Here is a 17,091-nt window from a genome sequence, read left to right as displayed (position 1 = left end):
GGGACTTTAATATCGCGGCAGGTCTTAGCCCGTGCAGGTCATGTAACAGCAAATTTTTCGCAATCAACAACGCAACCTTTAGATCGTGCCTAAACTCCAAGCTGCGCGGGTGGGTGAAAAGCTTTCCCGACCTGGCAACCGAGTTGCCAGAAACCCTGACCCTTGGTTAAGACAAAGAGAACAAATGCTATGAAACGGATTCTTCTGGGTACTCTGTTCACCGTGGTCTCGCTGAACGCCATGGCCGAAGCGCCTGGCGGCCCGAACTGCGGCTGGGGCAACATGCTGTTCGAAGGCCAGCGCGGCACGCCGGCACACTTCCTGGCTTCCACCACCAACGGCACCTCCGGTAACGCCACCTTCGGCATGACCTCCGGCACCAACGGCTGCTCGACCAAGGCTTCGCTGACCTACGGCGGCAAGTCCTGGTTCGCCATGAACGGCATGATGAACGAGCTGTCCGAAGACATGGCCATGGGCCAGGGCGAAGCACTGACCACCTATGCCGTCGTCCTTGGTGTGGCCCCGGAAGACCGCGGCTACTTCAACTCGGTCACCCACCAGCACTTCAACCAAATCTTCAGCAGCGCCGACGTCACTGCCGAAACGGTTCACAGCAACACCCTGGCCGTTCTGAAAAGCGACCCACGCCTGGCCAAATACGCCACCGAGGCCTAAGCACAGCTGCTCCCGCCCCACCCGGGGCGGGTTTCGCCTTTTTCGGCATCGTTTAGAAGTAGTTGCCCGATATGCTCAAACGCCTCGCTGCCCTGGCGCTGTGTGCCTGCGCCCCCGTACAAGCCGCGCCCGTGCTGGATCAAGGCCGTCTCCAGCAACTGGCCAATACCCCTTACTGGCTCGCCATTGGTCACTACGAAACCGCCAAGCTCGGCGGCTGGCGCAGTTATGTGGACGATGATGCGTTCTTCCTCGCCGAGGACGGTGCGCATCACCCCGACCAGGAGCTGAAGGCCACGGTCGACGCGCTGTATGCCCCGGCCAGCCTCGGCGACAAGCACGCCCAATGCGTATTCCCGGCGCGTACCCGCTGGCTGCGCGAACAACTCGACCTGCAAGGCTTGCCGCAACCGGACTGCCAGGAATTCAAGACCTGGTACCAGTCGATCGACCCGCACAGCGCCGCGCTGATCTTCCCGGCAGCTTACCTGAACAGCCCGTCGTCGATGTTCGGCCACACGCTGCTGCGCATCGACCAGTCCACCACCCGCAGCGACGACACCACCCTGCTGAGCTACGCGATCAATTTCGGTGCCTACATCGAAGGCAGCGACAACAGCATCCTGTACGCCTGGAAAGGCCTGATGGGGGCTACCCAGGGCTGTTCGCGCTGATGCCCTACCAGGAAAAACTCTCCGAATACCGCAGCCTGGAAAACCGCGACCTGTGGGAGTACCAGCTGGACCTGACACCCGAGGAAACCGGGCGCATGGTCGAGCACGTGTGGGAGCTGAAGCAGATCCAGTTCGACTACTTCTTCTTCGATGAAAACTGCTCGTATCGCCTACTGGAGCTGCTGCAAGTGGCCCGGCCGAGCCTGGACCTGACATCACAGTTTCCGCTAACCGCCATTCCCACCGACACCGTGAAAGCCGTGAAGCAGTCCGGCCTGGTCGCCAGTGAGACTTACCGCCCCTCTCGCGAGCGCGAGTTGCTGGCCCGTGCCGAGCCGCTTGACCACAACGAAAAACGCCAGGTACTGGCGGCAAGCGCCGACACCGCGCAGCTGCAAAGCGCCGAATTCAAAGCCCTGCCCCGCGAACGCCAGGCGCTGGTGCAAGATGCGGCGTATCGCCTGGAGCGGTACCGGGCCAATGGCCAGGAACGCGACCCCGGCCAGGCAAAACGCAGCTTCGAGCTGCTGCGTGCAATCAACGGCAACCCACCGCCGCCCCTGCAAATCGAACGCCCCGGCCTGCCCGAGGATGGTCATGACTCGCGCACCTGGCAGTTGGGCGTGGGCACCCGTGAAGACCGTGCCTACGCCGAATACGGCCTGCGCATGGCCTACCACGACCTGAATGACAACGCCTATGGCTTCCCGCTGGGCGCGCAGATCGAAATTTTGCAACTGAAGGTGCGCCAGTACGAAGGCAACGATTGGCAGGTACAACGGCTGGACCTGGCCACCATTCGCTCACTGACGCCACGCAACGAGCTGCTCAAGCCCTGGTCATGGCAGGTGGCTGGTGGGCTGGAGCGGGTGCCGGGCAAGCACGATGACGAGGTGCTGGTGAGCCATGTGAATGGCGGCGCCGGTGGCACCTGGCAGCTGGCCGACGGTTTGTTGGGCTTTGCCCTGGGCACGGTGCGGGTCGAGCATCACAATGACTTCGCCCAGTTCATCGCCCCAGCGGCGGGGTTCAATGGCGGGCTGCTGTGGCGCAACGGCTTGGGCAACATGACGCTCGAGGCCAAGGGCGACTACTTCACCAATGGCGAAGTGCGGCGCAGCGTGAGCCTGAACCAGCAATGGGAAATCAGCCAGAACCTTGGGCTGCGGTTGAGTGCTTCGCGCGAATTCAGCCATTTGGCTACCGCGCAGAACGAGGTGATGCTGGAACTGAAGTGGTATCACTACTAGCGGGTCGGGCCTGCGCGCTTTTTGTAGGAGCGGCCTTGTGTCGCGATCGGGCCGCAGAGCGGCCCCAGCAATATTTGCATCATCGCTGAAATCCCGGGGCCGCTTTGCGGCCCGATCGCGACACAAGGCCGCTCCTACAGACAGCGCGTCAGGCTGAAAGCTGAGTATCCCAACCAACTCTTTGACACTGTTTTGACACCTCCCCGACAAATCGCCACCTAGACTTTCCACCATCAACGGGAGGGTCTGGTGGTTATGTCGCGGTACTGGTTCGGCGTGTGCATTGCGTTGTTGCTGTCAGGTTGCGAAACCACCCACGAGCAGATGGTCAACCATGGTTATCCCCCGGCCTATGCCGATGGCTTTCAGGACGGCTGCAGCAGCGGTCGCCAGGCGGCCGGGCTGATGGTGGGCGGGTTCAACAAAAACGTGCCGCGCTACCTGCACGAGCGCCAGTACGAAACCGGCTGGGACGACGGCTTCCGCCAGTGCCACGCCATGCAGAACAGTGAAGAACAGCGCGAGTACCACGAGCGCTTCTGGGACCAGCGCGACCGCGAGTGGGAGCAGGAAAAGGACCGTGGTGCCGCCAAGGCCTATCGCCACGACTGAGTCGCAAACGGACATCCCTTGAAACCGGCAGCCTGCCATGATGGTCTCCTGCACAAGGAGCCCCCGCATGAGCCGAGCATTCGTCAACGAAGACCAGGCCGCCGCCCAGGCCGACCAGCCGGTCGAGCGACGCATCAGCGAACAGCCCAACTACGTCACTGCCAGCGGACTGCAGCAGTTACAGGCGCGCGTGGCCGAGCTGAATGCCTTGCGCAGTGAACTGCTGGCACAAGGTGAGCGTGGCGACAAGCAGCGGCTGGCCGATACCGAGCGCGACCTGCGCTATTTCAGCGCGCGGGTACAGAGTGCCCAAGTGGTGCCGGCGGCGGCTTCTCGCAGCAAGGTGCAGATTGGTAGCCGGGTGCGGTTCGTGGATGCGCAGGACCAGGAGCATGTGATGCGACTGGTAGGCGAGGATGAAGCGGATGCTGGGCGTGGATTGATTAACTGGGGGTCGCCGTTGGGGCGGGCTTTGCTGGGTGCGGGGCCTGGGGATGAAGTGGTTTGGCGGCGGCCGGTGGGGGATCAGGTGATCGAGATACTTGAAATTGAGGGTGAAAGCTGAGGGCCCTGGGGGCTGCTTTGCAGCCCTTTCGCGACACAAGGCCGCTCCTACAAGATTGCGCGATCATTCAGGTTGTCGCGGTCCCCTGTAGGAGCGGCCTTGTGTCGCGAAAGGGCCGCAAAGCGGCCCCCAGCAGCCTCAGATCAGACGACGCCCTGAGCCAGCATCGCATCGGCCACTTTCACAAAGCCTGCGATGTTCGCACCTTTGACGTAGTTGATACGGCCATCGGCTTCTTCACCGTAGTGCACGCATGCATGGTGAATCGACTGCATGATGTTGTGCAGCTTGCTGTCCACTTCACCGGCAGTCCACAGCAGGCGCATGGCGTTCTGCGACATTTCCAGGCCCGATACGGCCACGCCACCGGCGTTGGAGGCCTTGCCCGGGGCGTACAGGATGCCGGCGTCCAGGAAGATATCCACAGCTTCCAGGGTGGTCGGCATGTTGGCGCCTTCAGCCACGCAGATGCAGCCGTTACGCAGCAGCGTGCGGGCGTCCTCGGCGCCCAGTTCGTTCTGCGTGGCGCACGGCAGGGCGATGTCGCACGGCAGGCTCCATGGGGTCTGGCCTTTGCGGAACTCCAGGCCGAACTGCCCGGCCAGCTCGCTGATGCGGCCGCGCTTGACGTTCTTCAGCTCCATCAAGGCGTCCCACTGGGCATCGGTCAAGCCGGCTTCAGCGTACAAGGTGCCTTCGGAGTCAGACAGCGAAATCACCTTGCCGCCCAGGTCCATGACCTTGCGCGCGGCATACTGGGCAACGTTGCCCGAACCGGACACCGCCACGCGGCGACCGTCGATACGCTTGTCCTGGCGTTTGAGCATTTCTTCGGCGAAGTACACGCAGCCATAGCCGGTGGCTTCCGGACGGATCAGGCTGCCGCCGTAGGTCATGCCTTTGCCGGTCAACACCGAGGTGAACTGGTTGGCCAGGCGTTTGTACTGGCCGAACATGAAGCCGATTTCGCGGGCCCCCACACCGATGTCACCGGCCGGTACGTCGCAGTCGGCGCCGATGTGGCGGTACAGCTCGCTCATGAAGGCCTGGCAGAAGCGCATCACTTCAGCGTCGCTCTTGCCTTTAGGGTCGAAGTCCGAGCCGCCCTTGCCGCCGCCCATGGGCAGCGAGGTCAGGGAGTTCTTGAACACTTGCTCGAAGGCCAGGAACTTCAGCACGCTGAGGTTAACCGACGGGTGGAAACGCAGCCCGCCCTTGTACGGGCCAATGGCGCTGCTCATCTGGATGCGGTAACCGCGATTGACCTGCACCTTGCCCTGGTCATCGACCCAGGACACGCGAAACAGTACAGCGCGCTCGGGCTCGACCATGCGCTCGAGGATGCCGGATTGCAGGTAGTGAGGGTTGGCCTCAAGGAATGGCCACAGGGTGCGCAGCACCTCTTCCACCGCCTGGTGGAATTCCGGTTGGCCAGGGTCACGCTGTTGCAGGCGTGCAAGGAAATTGTCGACAGATTCGATCATGGTAGACATCTCACCGAAGGTTTTGGACTTATTGGTTTTTTCAGGAATGTACCAAGAAGCAATCGCACCGGAATAGGGCGAGATGTCGTTTTTTTGAAATTATTTGGTGCGTTTTATATAAATGTATACAAAATAACCGCCCAGCACCCTGCTTCTGCCTGTGCGGCGGGCACAAAAATGGGGCCACCATGGGCCCCATTCCTGTGCATCAAAAAACCGGCTTACTGAGCCAGCTTCTTGTGCCGTACACGGTGCGGCTGGGCAGCGGCATCGCCCAGGCGCTTCTTGCGGTCAGCTTCGTACTCGGTGTAGTTACCTTCGAAGAACACCACGTTCGAGTCGTCTTCGTACGCCAGGATGTGGGTAGCCACACGGTCCAGGAACCAACGGTCGTGGGAAATCACGATCGCGGCGCCCGGGAAGTCCAGCAGGGCCTCTTCCAGCGAACGCAGGGTTTCGACGTCGAGGTCGTTGGACGGTTCGTCGAGCAGCAGGACGTTACCGCCCTCCTTCAGGGTCAGCGCCAGGTGCAGGCGGCCACGCTCACCACCGGACAGGTCCTTGACGAATTTTTGCTGGTCGCCACCTTTGAAGTTGAAGCGGCCAACGTAGGTACGCGAAGGGATCTCGTAGTTGCCGATGCGGATCTGGTCGGAGCCGTCGGAGATCTGCTGGAACACGGTCTTGGCGCCGTCCAGGTCCTCGCGGCTCTGGTCCACACAGGCCAGTTGCACGGTTTCACCGATCTCGATGCTGCCCGAGTCTGGCTGCTCCTTGCCCATCAGCATGCGGAACAGCGTCGACTTACCGGCACCGTTACCACCGATCACGCCGACGATGGCACCCTTGGGCATGGCGAACGACAGGTTGTCGATCAGCACGCGGTCACCGTAGCCCTTGGTGACGTTCTTGAACTCGATGACCTTGTCACCCAGGCGCGGACCGGCCGGGATGTAGATCTCGTTGGTTTCGCTGCGTTTCTGGAATTCCTGCGACTGCATTTCTTCGAAGCGCTGCAGACGGGCCTTGGACTTGGACTGGCGGGCCTTGGCGCCTTTGCGCACCCACTCCAGTTCCTCTTTCATGGCCTTCTCGTGGGCGCTCTGCTGCTTGGATTCCTGCGCCAGACGGTCCGACTTGGCTTCCAGCCAGCCCGAGTAGTTGCCTTCGTACGGGATACCGGCGCCGCGGTCCAGTTCCAGGATCCAGCCGGCGACGTTGTCGAGGAAATAACGGTCGTGGGTAATGGCTACCACGGTGCCAGGGAAGTCGTGCAGGAAGCGCTCAAGCCAGGCCACCGAGTCGGCGTCCAGGTGGTTGGTTGGTTCGTCGAGCAGCAGCATGTCGGGGGCCGACAGCAGCAGGCGGCACAGGGCCACACGGCGCTTCTCACCACCAGACAGGTGTTCGATGCGCGCATCCCAGGCCGGCAGGCGCAGGGCATCGGCGGCGACGTCCAGTTGGCGCTCCAGGTTGTGACCGTCGGCGGCCTGCAGGATGGCTTCCAGCTTGGCCTGCTCGGCGGCCAGCTTGTCGAAGTCGGCATCCGGGTCGGCGTAGGCGGCGTAGACCTCGTCCAGGCGCGCCTGGGCGTCCTTGATCACGCTGACCGCTTCCTCGACCACTTCACGCACGGTCTTGGTCGGGTCCAGTTGCGGTTCCTGGGGCAGGTAACCCACGTTGATGTCGGGCATCGGACGGGCTTCGCCGTCGAATTCCTTGTCGACGCCCGCCATGATCCGCAGCAGGGTCGATTTACCGGCGCCGTTCAGGCCGAGCACGCCAATCTTGGCGCCCGGGAAGAACGACAGGGAAATGTTCTTGAGAATTTCCCGCTTCGGCGGCACGACCTTGCTCAGCCGATGCATGGTGTAGACGTATTGAGCCAAAACCAAGCCCTCTAATCAGATAGGTAAAGACATCGACGATCGCCCCGGCAGCATGGCCTGGGGGATGTGTTGGGTGTCATTGAACAAAGTCGACCATTCTACGCCAACGCGCAGCGTTGCATAGGAGGGACCGCCAGTGGGGGGTGGGATCGGTGTGATCCTTGGGGGGGTCTATTGCCTGTTCCGGCCTCTTCGCGGCTAAAGCCGCTCCCACAGGAATATCACTGCCTTCAAGGGCAATACAGCACCTGTGGGAGCGGCTTTAGCCGCGAAAGGGCCGCCGCAGTGGCCGAAGAGGGCTCAGACGTGACGCTGCTTGGCCTTGCCACGCGGCAAACGGCAACGGTCGCTCTGCTCAGCCAGGCGAGAGGCCCAGGCGGACTTCACGCTGAAGCCTGCGCTGAGGGTAGGCTGCTGCTCGGCGCCCTTGGCCACATTAGCCGGCTTGGCGGCCGCAGGCGCCGTACTGACAAGCTTGGCAGCAGGCTTGGCCGCAGCCACGGCAACGGCCGGCGCAGCTGCCACCTTGGCGGTCTTGCGCAGTTCAGCCAGCGATGGGGCCTTGCTCTTGGCGGTGGCAGCCGCGTCTGGTTTGACCAGCGAACGCTGGCACGATTTGCAGGATACGTCCTCGGTCACGGCAGTGCTGACAAGGGTCTGACTGCTGCGCCCACAGGCGGAATCGAGGCCATTGGAGGAAAAGTGAGTAACCAAAACCGAACATCTCCGATGCGTTGTCATGTGAAGCGGGCGCTATTCTCGCACAGGTTGCAGGGGCTTGCCGAACCACCGGGCAGGCACCATCGGTCAACATGGCTGGCACTTTGCCATAATCCTAGGCATGCTAGCCGGTTTCGGGTGTCCGGCCTTATAGTGCGCCACCGCGTCGCAACAACCAGGCACCGGCATACACCGTGCATGATCCTTCCCTGCCATCGCCAGCCCAATCGCAGGATCAACGCTTGACCAACCTTACTCATCCGTCGTCATTGCGTACCGCGCAACAAGCGCCCGCCGTTACCCTGCGCGGGTCGATCAAGGGTGCGCTGGCACTGTTGGCCCTGATTCTGCTGGGCCTGCTGCTGTGGCAACTATTCGCCCAGTTCAACCATACCCAGGCCGACCTGCGCAAACAGAGCCTGGACGCCACCGCGGAACTGGCCGATCACCTGAGCTTGAACATGGCGTTCAAGGCGCAGCAGGCAGTGAATGTGGTGCAGCCCTATGTCAATGCACCGACACCCGCTGCCCTGCCGAGCCTGGTGGACACCCTGCGCGAGCGCCTGCCTGCCTTGCAAAGCGTGGCCTGGCTGGACAGTGCCGGGCAACTGCGCGTCGACAGCCTGGCCGGCAGCCCGGACCGCCAGTTGCTTGACGAACTGCTGACACTGAACCAGGGGCGCCCGTACTTCTTCACCAATTCGGCCGACAACCGCACCCTGTATCTGTTGCTGCGCCAGGCCGCCGAACAGGACCGTGGCTACTGGTTGCTGCGCCTTTCACCGGACTACTACCGCGAGCTCACCCTCCACCTCGATGGTGGCGGCCACCCGCTGTGGCTGCTGGAGAACAGCCGCAGTGGCGAGGTGCTGCAGCGCCACGCCCCAACCGATACCAGCAACGCGCCGCTGCAAAGCGTGATGCTGGCCTTCATCGACAACAGTACCTGGCAGTTGCGCGGCCTGTTCGACGCCGAGCTGGCCCAGCAAAAGTTATTGCCGGCGCTGATCGGCAAATGCCTGCTGGTGCTGTTTTGCGCCCTGCTGCCGGTGCTGGCGCTGATCAACATGCGCCGCCGCCAGCGCGCGCTGCAGGAAGACCGCCGGCGCTATCAGGAAATTTTCGAAGGCACCGGCGTGGCCCTGTGCGTGCTCGATTTGTCCAGCCTGCCCAGCCAGCTCGACCGCTACCACCTGCGCAACCGCGCTGCGCTCAAGCACAGCCTGGCGCTGGACCCGAACCTGCGCCGCTCGCTACTGCTGGAGCTGAAGATCACCGAGGTCAACCAGGTGGCGCGCCAACTGCTGAACATCGAGTGCCACGAAGGCGCATGGCAGCGGCTGATCGACGGCACCGGCGATGGCCGCGACAGCGTCGGCATGCAGCTGATCGACGCACTGATCGAGCAACGCCAGCTGCTTGAGCTGGAAGTGCGCCTGCCGGCACCGCTGGGCGGCGAACTGCACCTGTGGTTGATGGCGCGCCTGCCGCAGCAGCGCCGCGACTACCAGGCAGTGATCCTCAGCATCAGCGACATCACCAGCCGCAAACAGGTCGAGCTGTCGCTGCTGGAGCGCGAAGGCTTCTGGTCGGACGTGGTGCGCACCGTACCCGACCAGTTGTACGTGCAGGATGTGCTGAGCCAGCGGATGATCTTCAGCAACCGTCACCTCGGCCAGACCCTGGGCTACGACCGTACCGAGCTGGCACAGATGGGCGACCGCTTCTGGGAACTGCTGCTGCACCCCGAGGATGCCGCGCACTACCAGGCCCTGCGCCAGCAACAGCGCGACAGCGGCCATGACCAACCGCTGCACTGCCAGTTGCGCTTCCGCCACCGCGACGGCGGCTGGCGCTGCTACGACATTCGCGAGCAGGTGCTGACCCGCGATGCCGAAGGCCTGGTGACGCGCATCATCGGCGTGGGCAAGGATGTGACCGTGCAGATCGAGGCCAGCCAGTCGCTACGTGACAGCGAGCAGCGCTACCGCATGCTCGCCGAAAGCATCAGCGACGTGATCTTCTCCACCGACAGCCTGCTCAAGCTCAACTATGTCAGCCCCTCGGTACAGAGCGTGCTGGGCTACCAGGCCGACTGGATATTCGCCAACGGCTGGCAGTCGATCATCGCCAACCCGGCCCAGCTCACCGGTATCTACAGCCTGATGGAGCGCGTCAGCAAAGCCATGGGCGACCCATCGCAACTGGCGCAACTGCGCAGCCAGCTACCGACCCAGCTGTTCCTGTTCGACTGCCTGCGTGCCGATGGCCGCAAGATCCCCATCGAGCTGCGTCTGGTGCTGGTGTGGGACGATGACCAGCGCTTTGAGGGCGTGCTTGGGGTGGGCCGCGACATCAGCCAGCAACGCCGTGCCGAAAAAGACCTGCGCATGGCCGCAACGGTATTCGAACACTCCACGTCGGCGATCCTCATCACCGACCCGGCCGGCTACATCGTCCAGGCCAACGAGGCGTTCAGCCGCGTCAGTGGGTACGCCGTCAGTGAAGTGCTCGACCAGTTGCCGGGCATGCTCACCGTCGACGAACAGCAGGAGGGCCACCTGCGCTATGTGGTCAAGCAACTGCACCAGCGCGGCAGTTGGGAAGGCGAGGTGTGGCTCAAGCGCCGTGACGGCGACCACTACCCGGCCTGGGTGGGCATCACGGCGGTACTGGACGACGAAGGCGACCTGGCCAGCTACGTGTGCTTCTTCACCGACATCAGCGAGCGCAAAGCCAGCGAACAGCGCATCCACCGCCTGGCCTACTACGACGCCCTCACCCACCTGCCCAACCGCACGCTGTTCCAGGACCGTTTGTACAACGCCCTGCAACAGGCCGAGCGGCAGAAGGCCTGGGTGGTGCTGATGTTCCTCGACCTCGACCGCTTCAAGCCGATCAACGACTCCCTCGGCCATGCCGCCGGCGACCGCATGCTCAAGGACATGGCCCTGCGCCTGCTGGCCTGCGTGGATGACGACGACACCGTGGCACGCATGGGCGGCGACGAGTTCACCCTGCTGCTGCAACCGCGCCCCACCCGCGAGATGGCCCTGAACCGCGCCATCCATGTGGCCGAGAGCATTCTCGGCAGCCTGGTGCGGCCGTTTGTGCTGGAAAACCGTGAATTCTTCGTCACGGCCAGTATCGGCATCGCCCTCAGCCCGCAGGATGGCAGCGAGCTGAGCCAGTTGATGAAAAACGCCGACACCGCCATGTACCACGCCAAGGAACGCGGCAAGAACAACTTCCAGTTCTACCAGGCCGAAATGAACGCCAGCGCACTGGAGCGCCTGGAGCTGGAAAGCGACTTGCGCCATGCCATGGAGCAGAACGAGTTCATCCTGTACTACCAGCCGCAGTTCAGCGGCGACGGCAAGCGCCTGACGGGCGCCGAGGCCCTGCTGCGCTGGCGCCACCCCACCCGTGGTCTGGTGCCACCGGGCGACTTTATCCCGGTGATCGAAGAACTGGGCCTGGTGGTGGACGTGGGTGACTGGGTGCTGCGCGAGGCCAGCCGCCAGCTCAAGGCCTGGCACAAGGCCAAGGTGCGGGTACCCAAGGTGTCGGTGAACATATCGGCGCGGCAGTTCTCGGACGGGCAACTGGGCACGCGGATTGCCAATATCCTCGAAGAAAGCGGCCTGCCACCGGCATGCCTGGAGCTGGAGCTGACCGAAAGTATCCTGATGCGCGAAGTGAACGAGGCGCTGCAGATTCTTGCCAGCCTGAAAAACCTCGGCCTGAGCATTGCGGTGGACGACTTCGGCACGGGTTACTCGTCGCTCAACTACCTCAAGCAGTTCCCCATCGACGTACTGAAGATCGACCGCACCTTCGTCGACGGCCTGCCCGAAGGCGAGCAGGACGCGCAGATCGCCCGGGCGATCATCGCCATGGCCCACAGCCTCAACCTGGCGGTAATCGCCGAGGGCGTGGAAACCCACGAACAGCTGGAGTTCCTGCGCGAGCATGGCTGCGACGAGGTGCAAGGCTACCTGTTTGGGCGGCCGATGCCGGCGCATCAGTTCGAGGCGCAGTTCTCCAACGAGACCCTGTTCATGTTCCATTGATGTGCCAGCGATGGGGCGCGCGGCGCCCCTGAAAATGGACCTTAGAGTCAACTCATGGATCTACGCAGCCCAGACACGGCGCGGGATGCAACATGAGCCCCATTGGTCCGCGACTTGATGCCACTTCATATGCCAGCCGCGAATCAATCGGTTAGAATGCCCACCCAAATTACCCCGATCCTTGAGGACCGCCATGTTCAGCCGTGATTTGACCATTGCCAAGTACGACGCCGAGCTCTTCGAAGCCATGCAGCAAGAAGCCCTGCGCCAGGAAGAGCATATCGAGCTGATCGCTTCGGAAAACTACACCAGCCCGGCCGTCATGGAAGCTCAGGGCTCGGTCCTGACCAACAAGTACGCCGAAGGCTACCCAGGCAAGCGCTACTACGGTGGTTGCGAGTACGTCGACATCGTCGAGCAACTGGCCATCGACCGTGCCAAGGAGCTGTTCGGCGCCGACTACGCCAACGTCCAGCCGCACGCTGGCTCCCAGGCCAACGCTGCCGTCTACCTGGCCCTGCTGTCGGCCGGTGACACCATCCTGGGCATGAGCCTGGCCCACGGTGGTCACCTGACCCACGGTGCTTCGGTAAGCTCGTCGGGCAAGCTGTACAACGCCATCCAGTACGGCATCGACGGCAACGGCCTGATCGACTACGACGAAGTCGAGCGCCTGGCTGTCGAGCACAAGCCAAAGATGATCGTTGCCGGCTTCTCGGCCTACTCGCAGGTTCTGGACTTCGCCCGCTTCCGCGCCATCGCCGACAAGGTCGGTGCCTACCTGTTCGTCGACATGGCCCACGTTGCCGGCCTGGTTGCCGCTGGCGTGTACCCGAACCCGGTGCCGTTCGCCGACGTGGTCACCACCACCACCCACAAGACCCTGCGCGGCCCACGCGGCGGCCTGATCCTGGCCCGTGCCAACGCCGACATCGAGAAGAAGCTGAACTCGGCTGTGTTCCCGGGCGCCCAAGGCGGCCCGCTGGAGCACGTCATCGCCGCCAAGGCCATCTGCTTCAAAGAAGCCCTGCAACCTGAGTTCAAGGCTTACCAGCAGCAAGTCGTGAAGAACGCCCAGGCCATGGCCAGCGTGTTCATCGAGCGTGGTTTCGACGTGGTTTCCGGTGGCACCCAGAACCACCTGTTCCTGCTGTCGCTGATCAAGCAGGAAATTTCCGGTAAGGACGCTGACGCTGCCCTGGGCAAAGCCTTCATCACCGTGAACAAGAACTCGGTCCCGAACGACCCACGTTCGCCGTTCGTCACCTCGGGCCTGCGTTTCGGCACCCAGCCGTTACCACCCGTGGTTTCAAGGAAGCCGAGTGCAAGGAACTGGCTGGCTGGATCTGCGACATCCTGGCTGACCTGAACAACGAAGCGGTGATCGACGCCGTACGTGAGAAGGTCAAGGCCATCTGCAAGAAGCTGCCGGTTTACGGCAACTGATTGGCGCCAGCCTGAAGTGAAAAAGCCCGGCCCAGTGCCGGGCTTTTTTGTTTTTCATGAACCAGGTTCGCTGACCTGTCGCGGTCCCTGTGGGAGCGGGTTTACCCGCGAAGAAGGCAACGAGGTGAATGGCACCGGCTACGCCGGTGTTCGCGGGTAAACCCGCTCCCACAGGTAATATGCTTGCCTTCAGTACTTGGGCCCAGTCCAAGCTGATTCCCCATTACCAACCACAGGCCACACCTTGACCAGAGAACAACTCGAGACCCACCAGATCCCGATCTACTTCGCTGCCGTGCTCGCCGCCGTTGCCTTCGGCTTGGTGGCCACTGACAGCGCGCGGTATCTGGAAGCCGTGGTCACCCCGGCCATTGCCGTGCTGATGTACGCGATGTTTCTGCAAATCCCTTTCCTCGACCTGCGCCAAGGCCTGGGTAATCGCCGTTTCATGGGCGCCCTGCTGCTCGCCAACTTCATTCTTGTGCCGCTGTTGGTCTGGGCGATCACTCGCGGGTTGGTCGAGCACCCGGCGATTCTCGTCGGTGCCTTGCTGGTGCTGCTCACGCCCTGCATCGACTATGTGGTGGTGTTCACCCACATCGGCAAAGGCGACTCGCGCCTGACCCTGGCCGCCACCCCGGTGCTGTTGCTGGTGCAGCTGGCACTGCTGCCGATCTACCTGGCCCTGATGCTGGGGGCCAACAACAACGTGGTGATTTCCATCACCCCGTTCGTGGAAGCCTTCGTGCTGCTGATCGTGCTGCCCATGCTGCTGGCCGTGCTCACCAGCCTAGGTGCCCGCCGTTCGCGCACCGTCGCAACCTGGAACGACGCCTGGGCGTGGTTGCCCGTTCCGGCGATGGCCTTGGTGCTGGTGGTAGTGATCGCGTCGCAGATAGCCGTGGTGCTGCGTGATTTCGACCGTTTGCTGCCGGTGATTCCGGTGTACGTCGGCTTCATGCTGCTGGCGCCTGTGCTCGGGTTCGTCTGCGCGCGGCTGCTGCGCCTGCCGGCCACCGAAGCACGCTCGGTAACCTTCAGCGCCGCCACACGCAATTCGTTGGTCGTATTGCCGCTAGCGTTGGCGCTGCCGGAAGACATACGCGGGTTGGCGGCAGCGGCGGTGATCACCCAAACGCTGGTGGAGCTGGTGAGTGAGCTGGTTTATGTGCGAATGGTGCCTCGGTTGGTGCGTTGACACCGGCACCCGCAATACCAGCGATGGGCCGCAAAGCGGCCCCTTGGGTAATCACCAGTTATACGTCACCGTCCCGTAAACCGTGCGCTGCTGCCCATACTGGCAGCCCATATCGCTGAAACAGCCGGCCACATACTCCTTGTCGAACAGGTTGCTGGCATTGAGCGCCAGCTCCACGCCTTTGAGCGAAGCGTCCAGCTTGCCCAACTCGTAGCTGACCATCGCATCCACCAGCACGTAGCTGTCGACCTTGAAGCTGTTCTGCGCATCGCCGAAGGTGCTACCCACATAACGGGTGCCAGCGCCCAGCCGCAGCCCGTTCAGCGATCCACCTTGCAACTGGTAGTCCGCCCACAGCGAGGCCATGTGCTCCGGCGTACGGAACGGCGTATTGCCCTGGGTGCCGCGCTCGGACTGGGTAACTTCGACATCGTTCCAGGTGTAGCTGCCAATCAGGTTGAAGCCCGGCGCCAGCTCGGTTCTGGCCTCCAGCTCTACACCGCGTGAGCGTAATTCGCCTTCCTGGCGGCTGAAGCCGTTGATGGTCTCGGTGACGTTCTGCTTGGTCAGCTCGAACACCGCGAGGGTGTACAGGCTGTTGCTGCCCGGTGGCTCGTATTTCAGGCCCAGCTCGTACTGTTTGCCGGTTTCCGGGTCGAGCTGGGTGCCATCGGCGGTAGTGCCCATCACCGGCAGGAACGACTCGCTGTAGCTGACGTACGGCGCCAGGCCATTGTCGAACAGGTAGACCAACCCGGCACGGCCGCTGAATTTCTCGTCCTTCTGAGTTTGCGGGGCGCGATCGTCCTTCTGGTTGACCGCCCAGTCGTAGCGCCCGCCCAGCAGCAACACCCAGTTGTCGATACGCAGCTGGTCCTGCAGGTACACGCCGGTCTGGGACAGCTTCTGCTCATAGCTGGCAAAGCTGAACGGCACTGTGCTCAGCGGCTGACCGTACACCGGCTGGAACGGGTCGAAGCTTTGCAGGATGAAGTCCAGTGACTGCTGCTGGTCGAACTTGCCGTTGTTGTAGTCCACCCCACTCAGCAAAGTGTGCTCCACCGGCCCGGTCGCGAAGTCGGCCTGAACATGGGTGTCCACCGTAAACAAACGGCCATCGCCCTTGCGCTGGTCGCTGTAACGCGAATACTGCCCACCGCCGACTGGGCCGAACAAGGCGATTTCGCTGCTGGCCTGGCGGTAGTTGCTGTAGCGCACATTCTGGCGCAGGGTCCAGGTTTCATCGAAGTGATGTTCGAACACATAGCCCAACGAGGTCTTTTCGTTGGTCATGAAGTCGTAGGCGCTGTCGCCCACGTAGGTGTCACGGTCCAGCCGGCCACGCGCATCGCGGAACACGGTGCCGCTGGCGGGAAGCGAGTTGGCGAAGTTACCAGTCTGACGCTGATACTCACCCAGCAGGGTGAACTCGGTATTGGCACTGGGCCGATAGCTGAGCGCCGGGGCGATGTACTGCCGGCGGTTGGTGATGTGATCGGTCTGGGCATCGGTTTCGCGGAACAGGCCGGTCAGGCGATAACTCCAGATGCCTTCGTCATCCAGCGCATCACCCAGGTCGAAGGCGCCTTGCTGATAGTTCAGGTTGCCGGCCTGCAACTGCACTTCGTGCAAGGGCTGCTGGGTGGGGCGCTTGCTCACCAGGTTGATCTGCCCGCCTGGGTCCGAGGCGCCGTACAACACCGAGCTGGCACCACGCAGTACCTCGATGCGCTCCAGGCCATACGGTTCTGGCGCGTCCCAGCCGAGAAACTCCGGCAGGAAGGTACGGGTGCCATCGCGCAGCATGCGCCCGGTGCCCTGCTGGAAACCGCGGATGGACAATTGATCGACGACGAACTGCGGGCCAGCCAGTTCGGTGTTGACGCCTGGGGTGTAGCGCAGCGCCTGGGCCACGGTCTTGGGTTGCTGCGCCTCGATCTGCTCGCGGGTAATGACCGAGACCGAGGCTGGGGTCTCGATCAACGGGGTGTCGGTCTTGCTGCCGACCGAAGAGCGCTTGGCCACGTAGCCATCGTCCGGGCTGACGGAGCTGTAGGCCTGGCCAACGATCGACGTGGCCCCAAGCTCCAGCGCGCCAGACGATTGCGCAGCGGGCTCCAAGGTGACGCTGGTGCTGCCGGTGGCGCGCCAGGTCAGGCCACTGCCCTGCAGTAGCTCGGACAGCGCCGCTTCCGGTTCATGCCGCCCAGTGACGCCTCGGCTGCTCTTGCCCTGCACCAAATTGCCATCGAAGATCACCTGCAGTCCGCCCTGCGCGGCCAGACGGTTGAGCGCACTGGCCAGGGGTTGCGGGGCGATGTCGAACTCACGCGGCTCGGCCAGGGCCAGCCCTGGCAGCAGCGCGCACAGCAAAGAAAACGACGTCATCGACGCCCTGCGAAATTGCCCTCGGTCCATCACACTCCCCTTTCAAATACGAAGCATTCGTTTTTGAGAAGGGATGACGGATGACTGTGACAGACCCGTAAAAATAATTGTCGA

The 17,091-nt window shown here is 62.7% G+C and carries 9 protein-coding genes and 2 pseudogenes; 7 read left to right on the top strand and 4 right to left on the bottom strand.

What is annotated here, in order from left to right; genetic code table 11:
• The first annotated feature begins 189 nt into the window (after positions 1-189).
• The 4 genes and pseudogenes from AB5975_13715 to AB5975_13700 all read left to right on the top strand — a co-directional run bounded on the left by AB5975_13715 (position 190) and on the right by AB5975_13700 (position 3,779).
• On the top strand, positions 190-678 hold the full coding sequence (locus AB5975_13715) for a DUF3015 domain-containing protein (GenBank protein XDR22750.1): 489 nt from the start codon (positions 190-192) through the stop codon (positions 676-678).
• A gap of 71 nt (positions 679-749) precedes the next feature.
• Positions 750-2,602, top strand: a pseudogene (locus tag AB5975_13710) (DUF4105 domain-containing protein).
• 255 nt (positions 2,603-2,857) lie between these two features.
• Positions 2,858-3,214, top strand: coding sequence for a hypothetical protein (locus AB5975_13705; GenBank protein XDR22969.1), 357 nt, complete (start codon positions 2,858-2,860; stop codon positions 3,212-3,214).
• Between the two features lie 67 nt (positions 3,215-3,281).
• Positions 3,282-3,779, top strand: coding sequence for a GreA/GreB family elongation factor (locus tag AB5975_13700; protein XDR22749.1), 498 nt, complete (start codon positions 3,282-3,284; stop codon positions 3,777-3,779).
• A gap of 143 nt (positions 3,780-3,922) precedes the next feature.
• On the opposite strand, the gene gdhA is transcribed toward AB5975_13700, so the two are convergent.
• The 3 genes from gdhA to AB5975_13685 all read right to left on the bottom strand — a co-directional run bounded on the left by gdhA (position 3,923) and on the right by AB5975_13685 (position 7,866).
• A complete protein-coding gene (gdhA, locus tag AB5975_13695; protein XDR22748.1) occupies positions 3,923-5,263 on the bottom strand; it encodes an NADP-specific glutamate dehydrogenase in 1,341 nt (446 codons plus the stop codon).
• A gap of 221 nt (positions 5,264-5,484) precedes the next feature.
• On the bottom strand, positions 5,485-7,152 hold the full coding sequence (ettA, locus tag AB5975_13690; GenBank protein ID XDR22747.1) for an energy-dependent translational throttle protein EttA: 1,668 nt from the start codon (positions 7,150-7,152) through the stop codon (positions 5,485-5,487).
• A 300-nt stretch (positions 7,153-7,452) separates the two neighbouring features.
• Complete coding sequence (locus AB5975_13685) at positions 7,453-7,866, bottom strand: hypothetical protein (GenBank protein XDR22746.1); 414 nt, start codon at positions 7,864-7,866, stop codon at positions 7,453-7,455.
• 248 nt (positions 7,867-8,114) lie between these two features.
• Between AB5975_13685 and AB5975_13680 the strand changes: the two genes are divergently transcribed.
• The 3 genes and pseudogenes from AB5975_13680 to AB5975_13670 all read left to right on the top strand — a co-directional run bounded on the left by AB5975_13680 (position 8,115) and on the right by AB5975_13670 (position 14,589).
• The gene (locus tag AB5975_13680) at positions 8,115-11,945 is read left to right on the top strand and encodes an EAL domain-containing protein (protein XDR22745.1); all 3,831 of its coding nucleotides are present in this window, start codon (positions 8,115-8,117) and stop codon (positions 11,943-11,945) included.
• Between the two features lie 193 nt (positions 11,946-12,138).
• Positions 12,139-13,391: pseudogene (glyA, locus tag AB5975_13675) on the top strand (serine hydroxymethyltransferase).
• A gap of 244 nt (positions 13,392-13,635) precedes the next feature.
• Positions 13,636-14,589, top strand: a complete 954-nt coding sequence (locus tag AB5975_13670; GenBank protein ID XDR22744.1) for an arsenic resistance protein — start codon at positions 13,636-13,638, stop codon at positions 14,587-14,589.
• Positions 14,590-14,640: 51 nt separating this feature from the next.
• Here the strand turns inward: AB5975_13670 and AB5975_13665 are convergent, their stop codons facing one another.
• Positions 14,641-16,977 carry a TonB-dependent siderophore receptor gene (locus AB5975_13665; GenBank protein ID XDR22743.1) on the bottom strand — a complete coding sequence of 779 codons (2,337 nt, stop codon included), beginning with the start codon at positions 16,975-16,977 and terminating at the stop codon, positions 14,641-14,643.
• Positions 16,978-17,091: the final 114 nt, after the last annotated feature.

This window comes from Pseudomonas putida, from assembly GCA_041071465.1.
In the GTDB taxonomy this organism is placed as follows: domain Bacteria; phylum Pseudomonadota; class Gammaproteobacteria; order Pseudomonadales; family Pseudomonadaceae; genus Aquipseudomonas; species Aquipseudomonas putida_P.
Note: the sequence above shows the minus strand (reverse complement) of the source record. Positions and strands in the feature narration are given on the sequence as shown.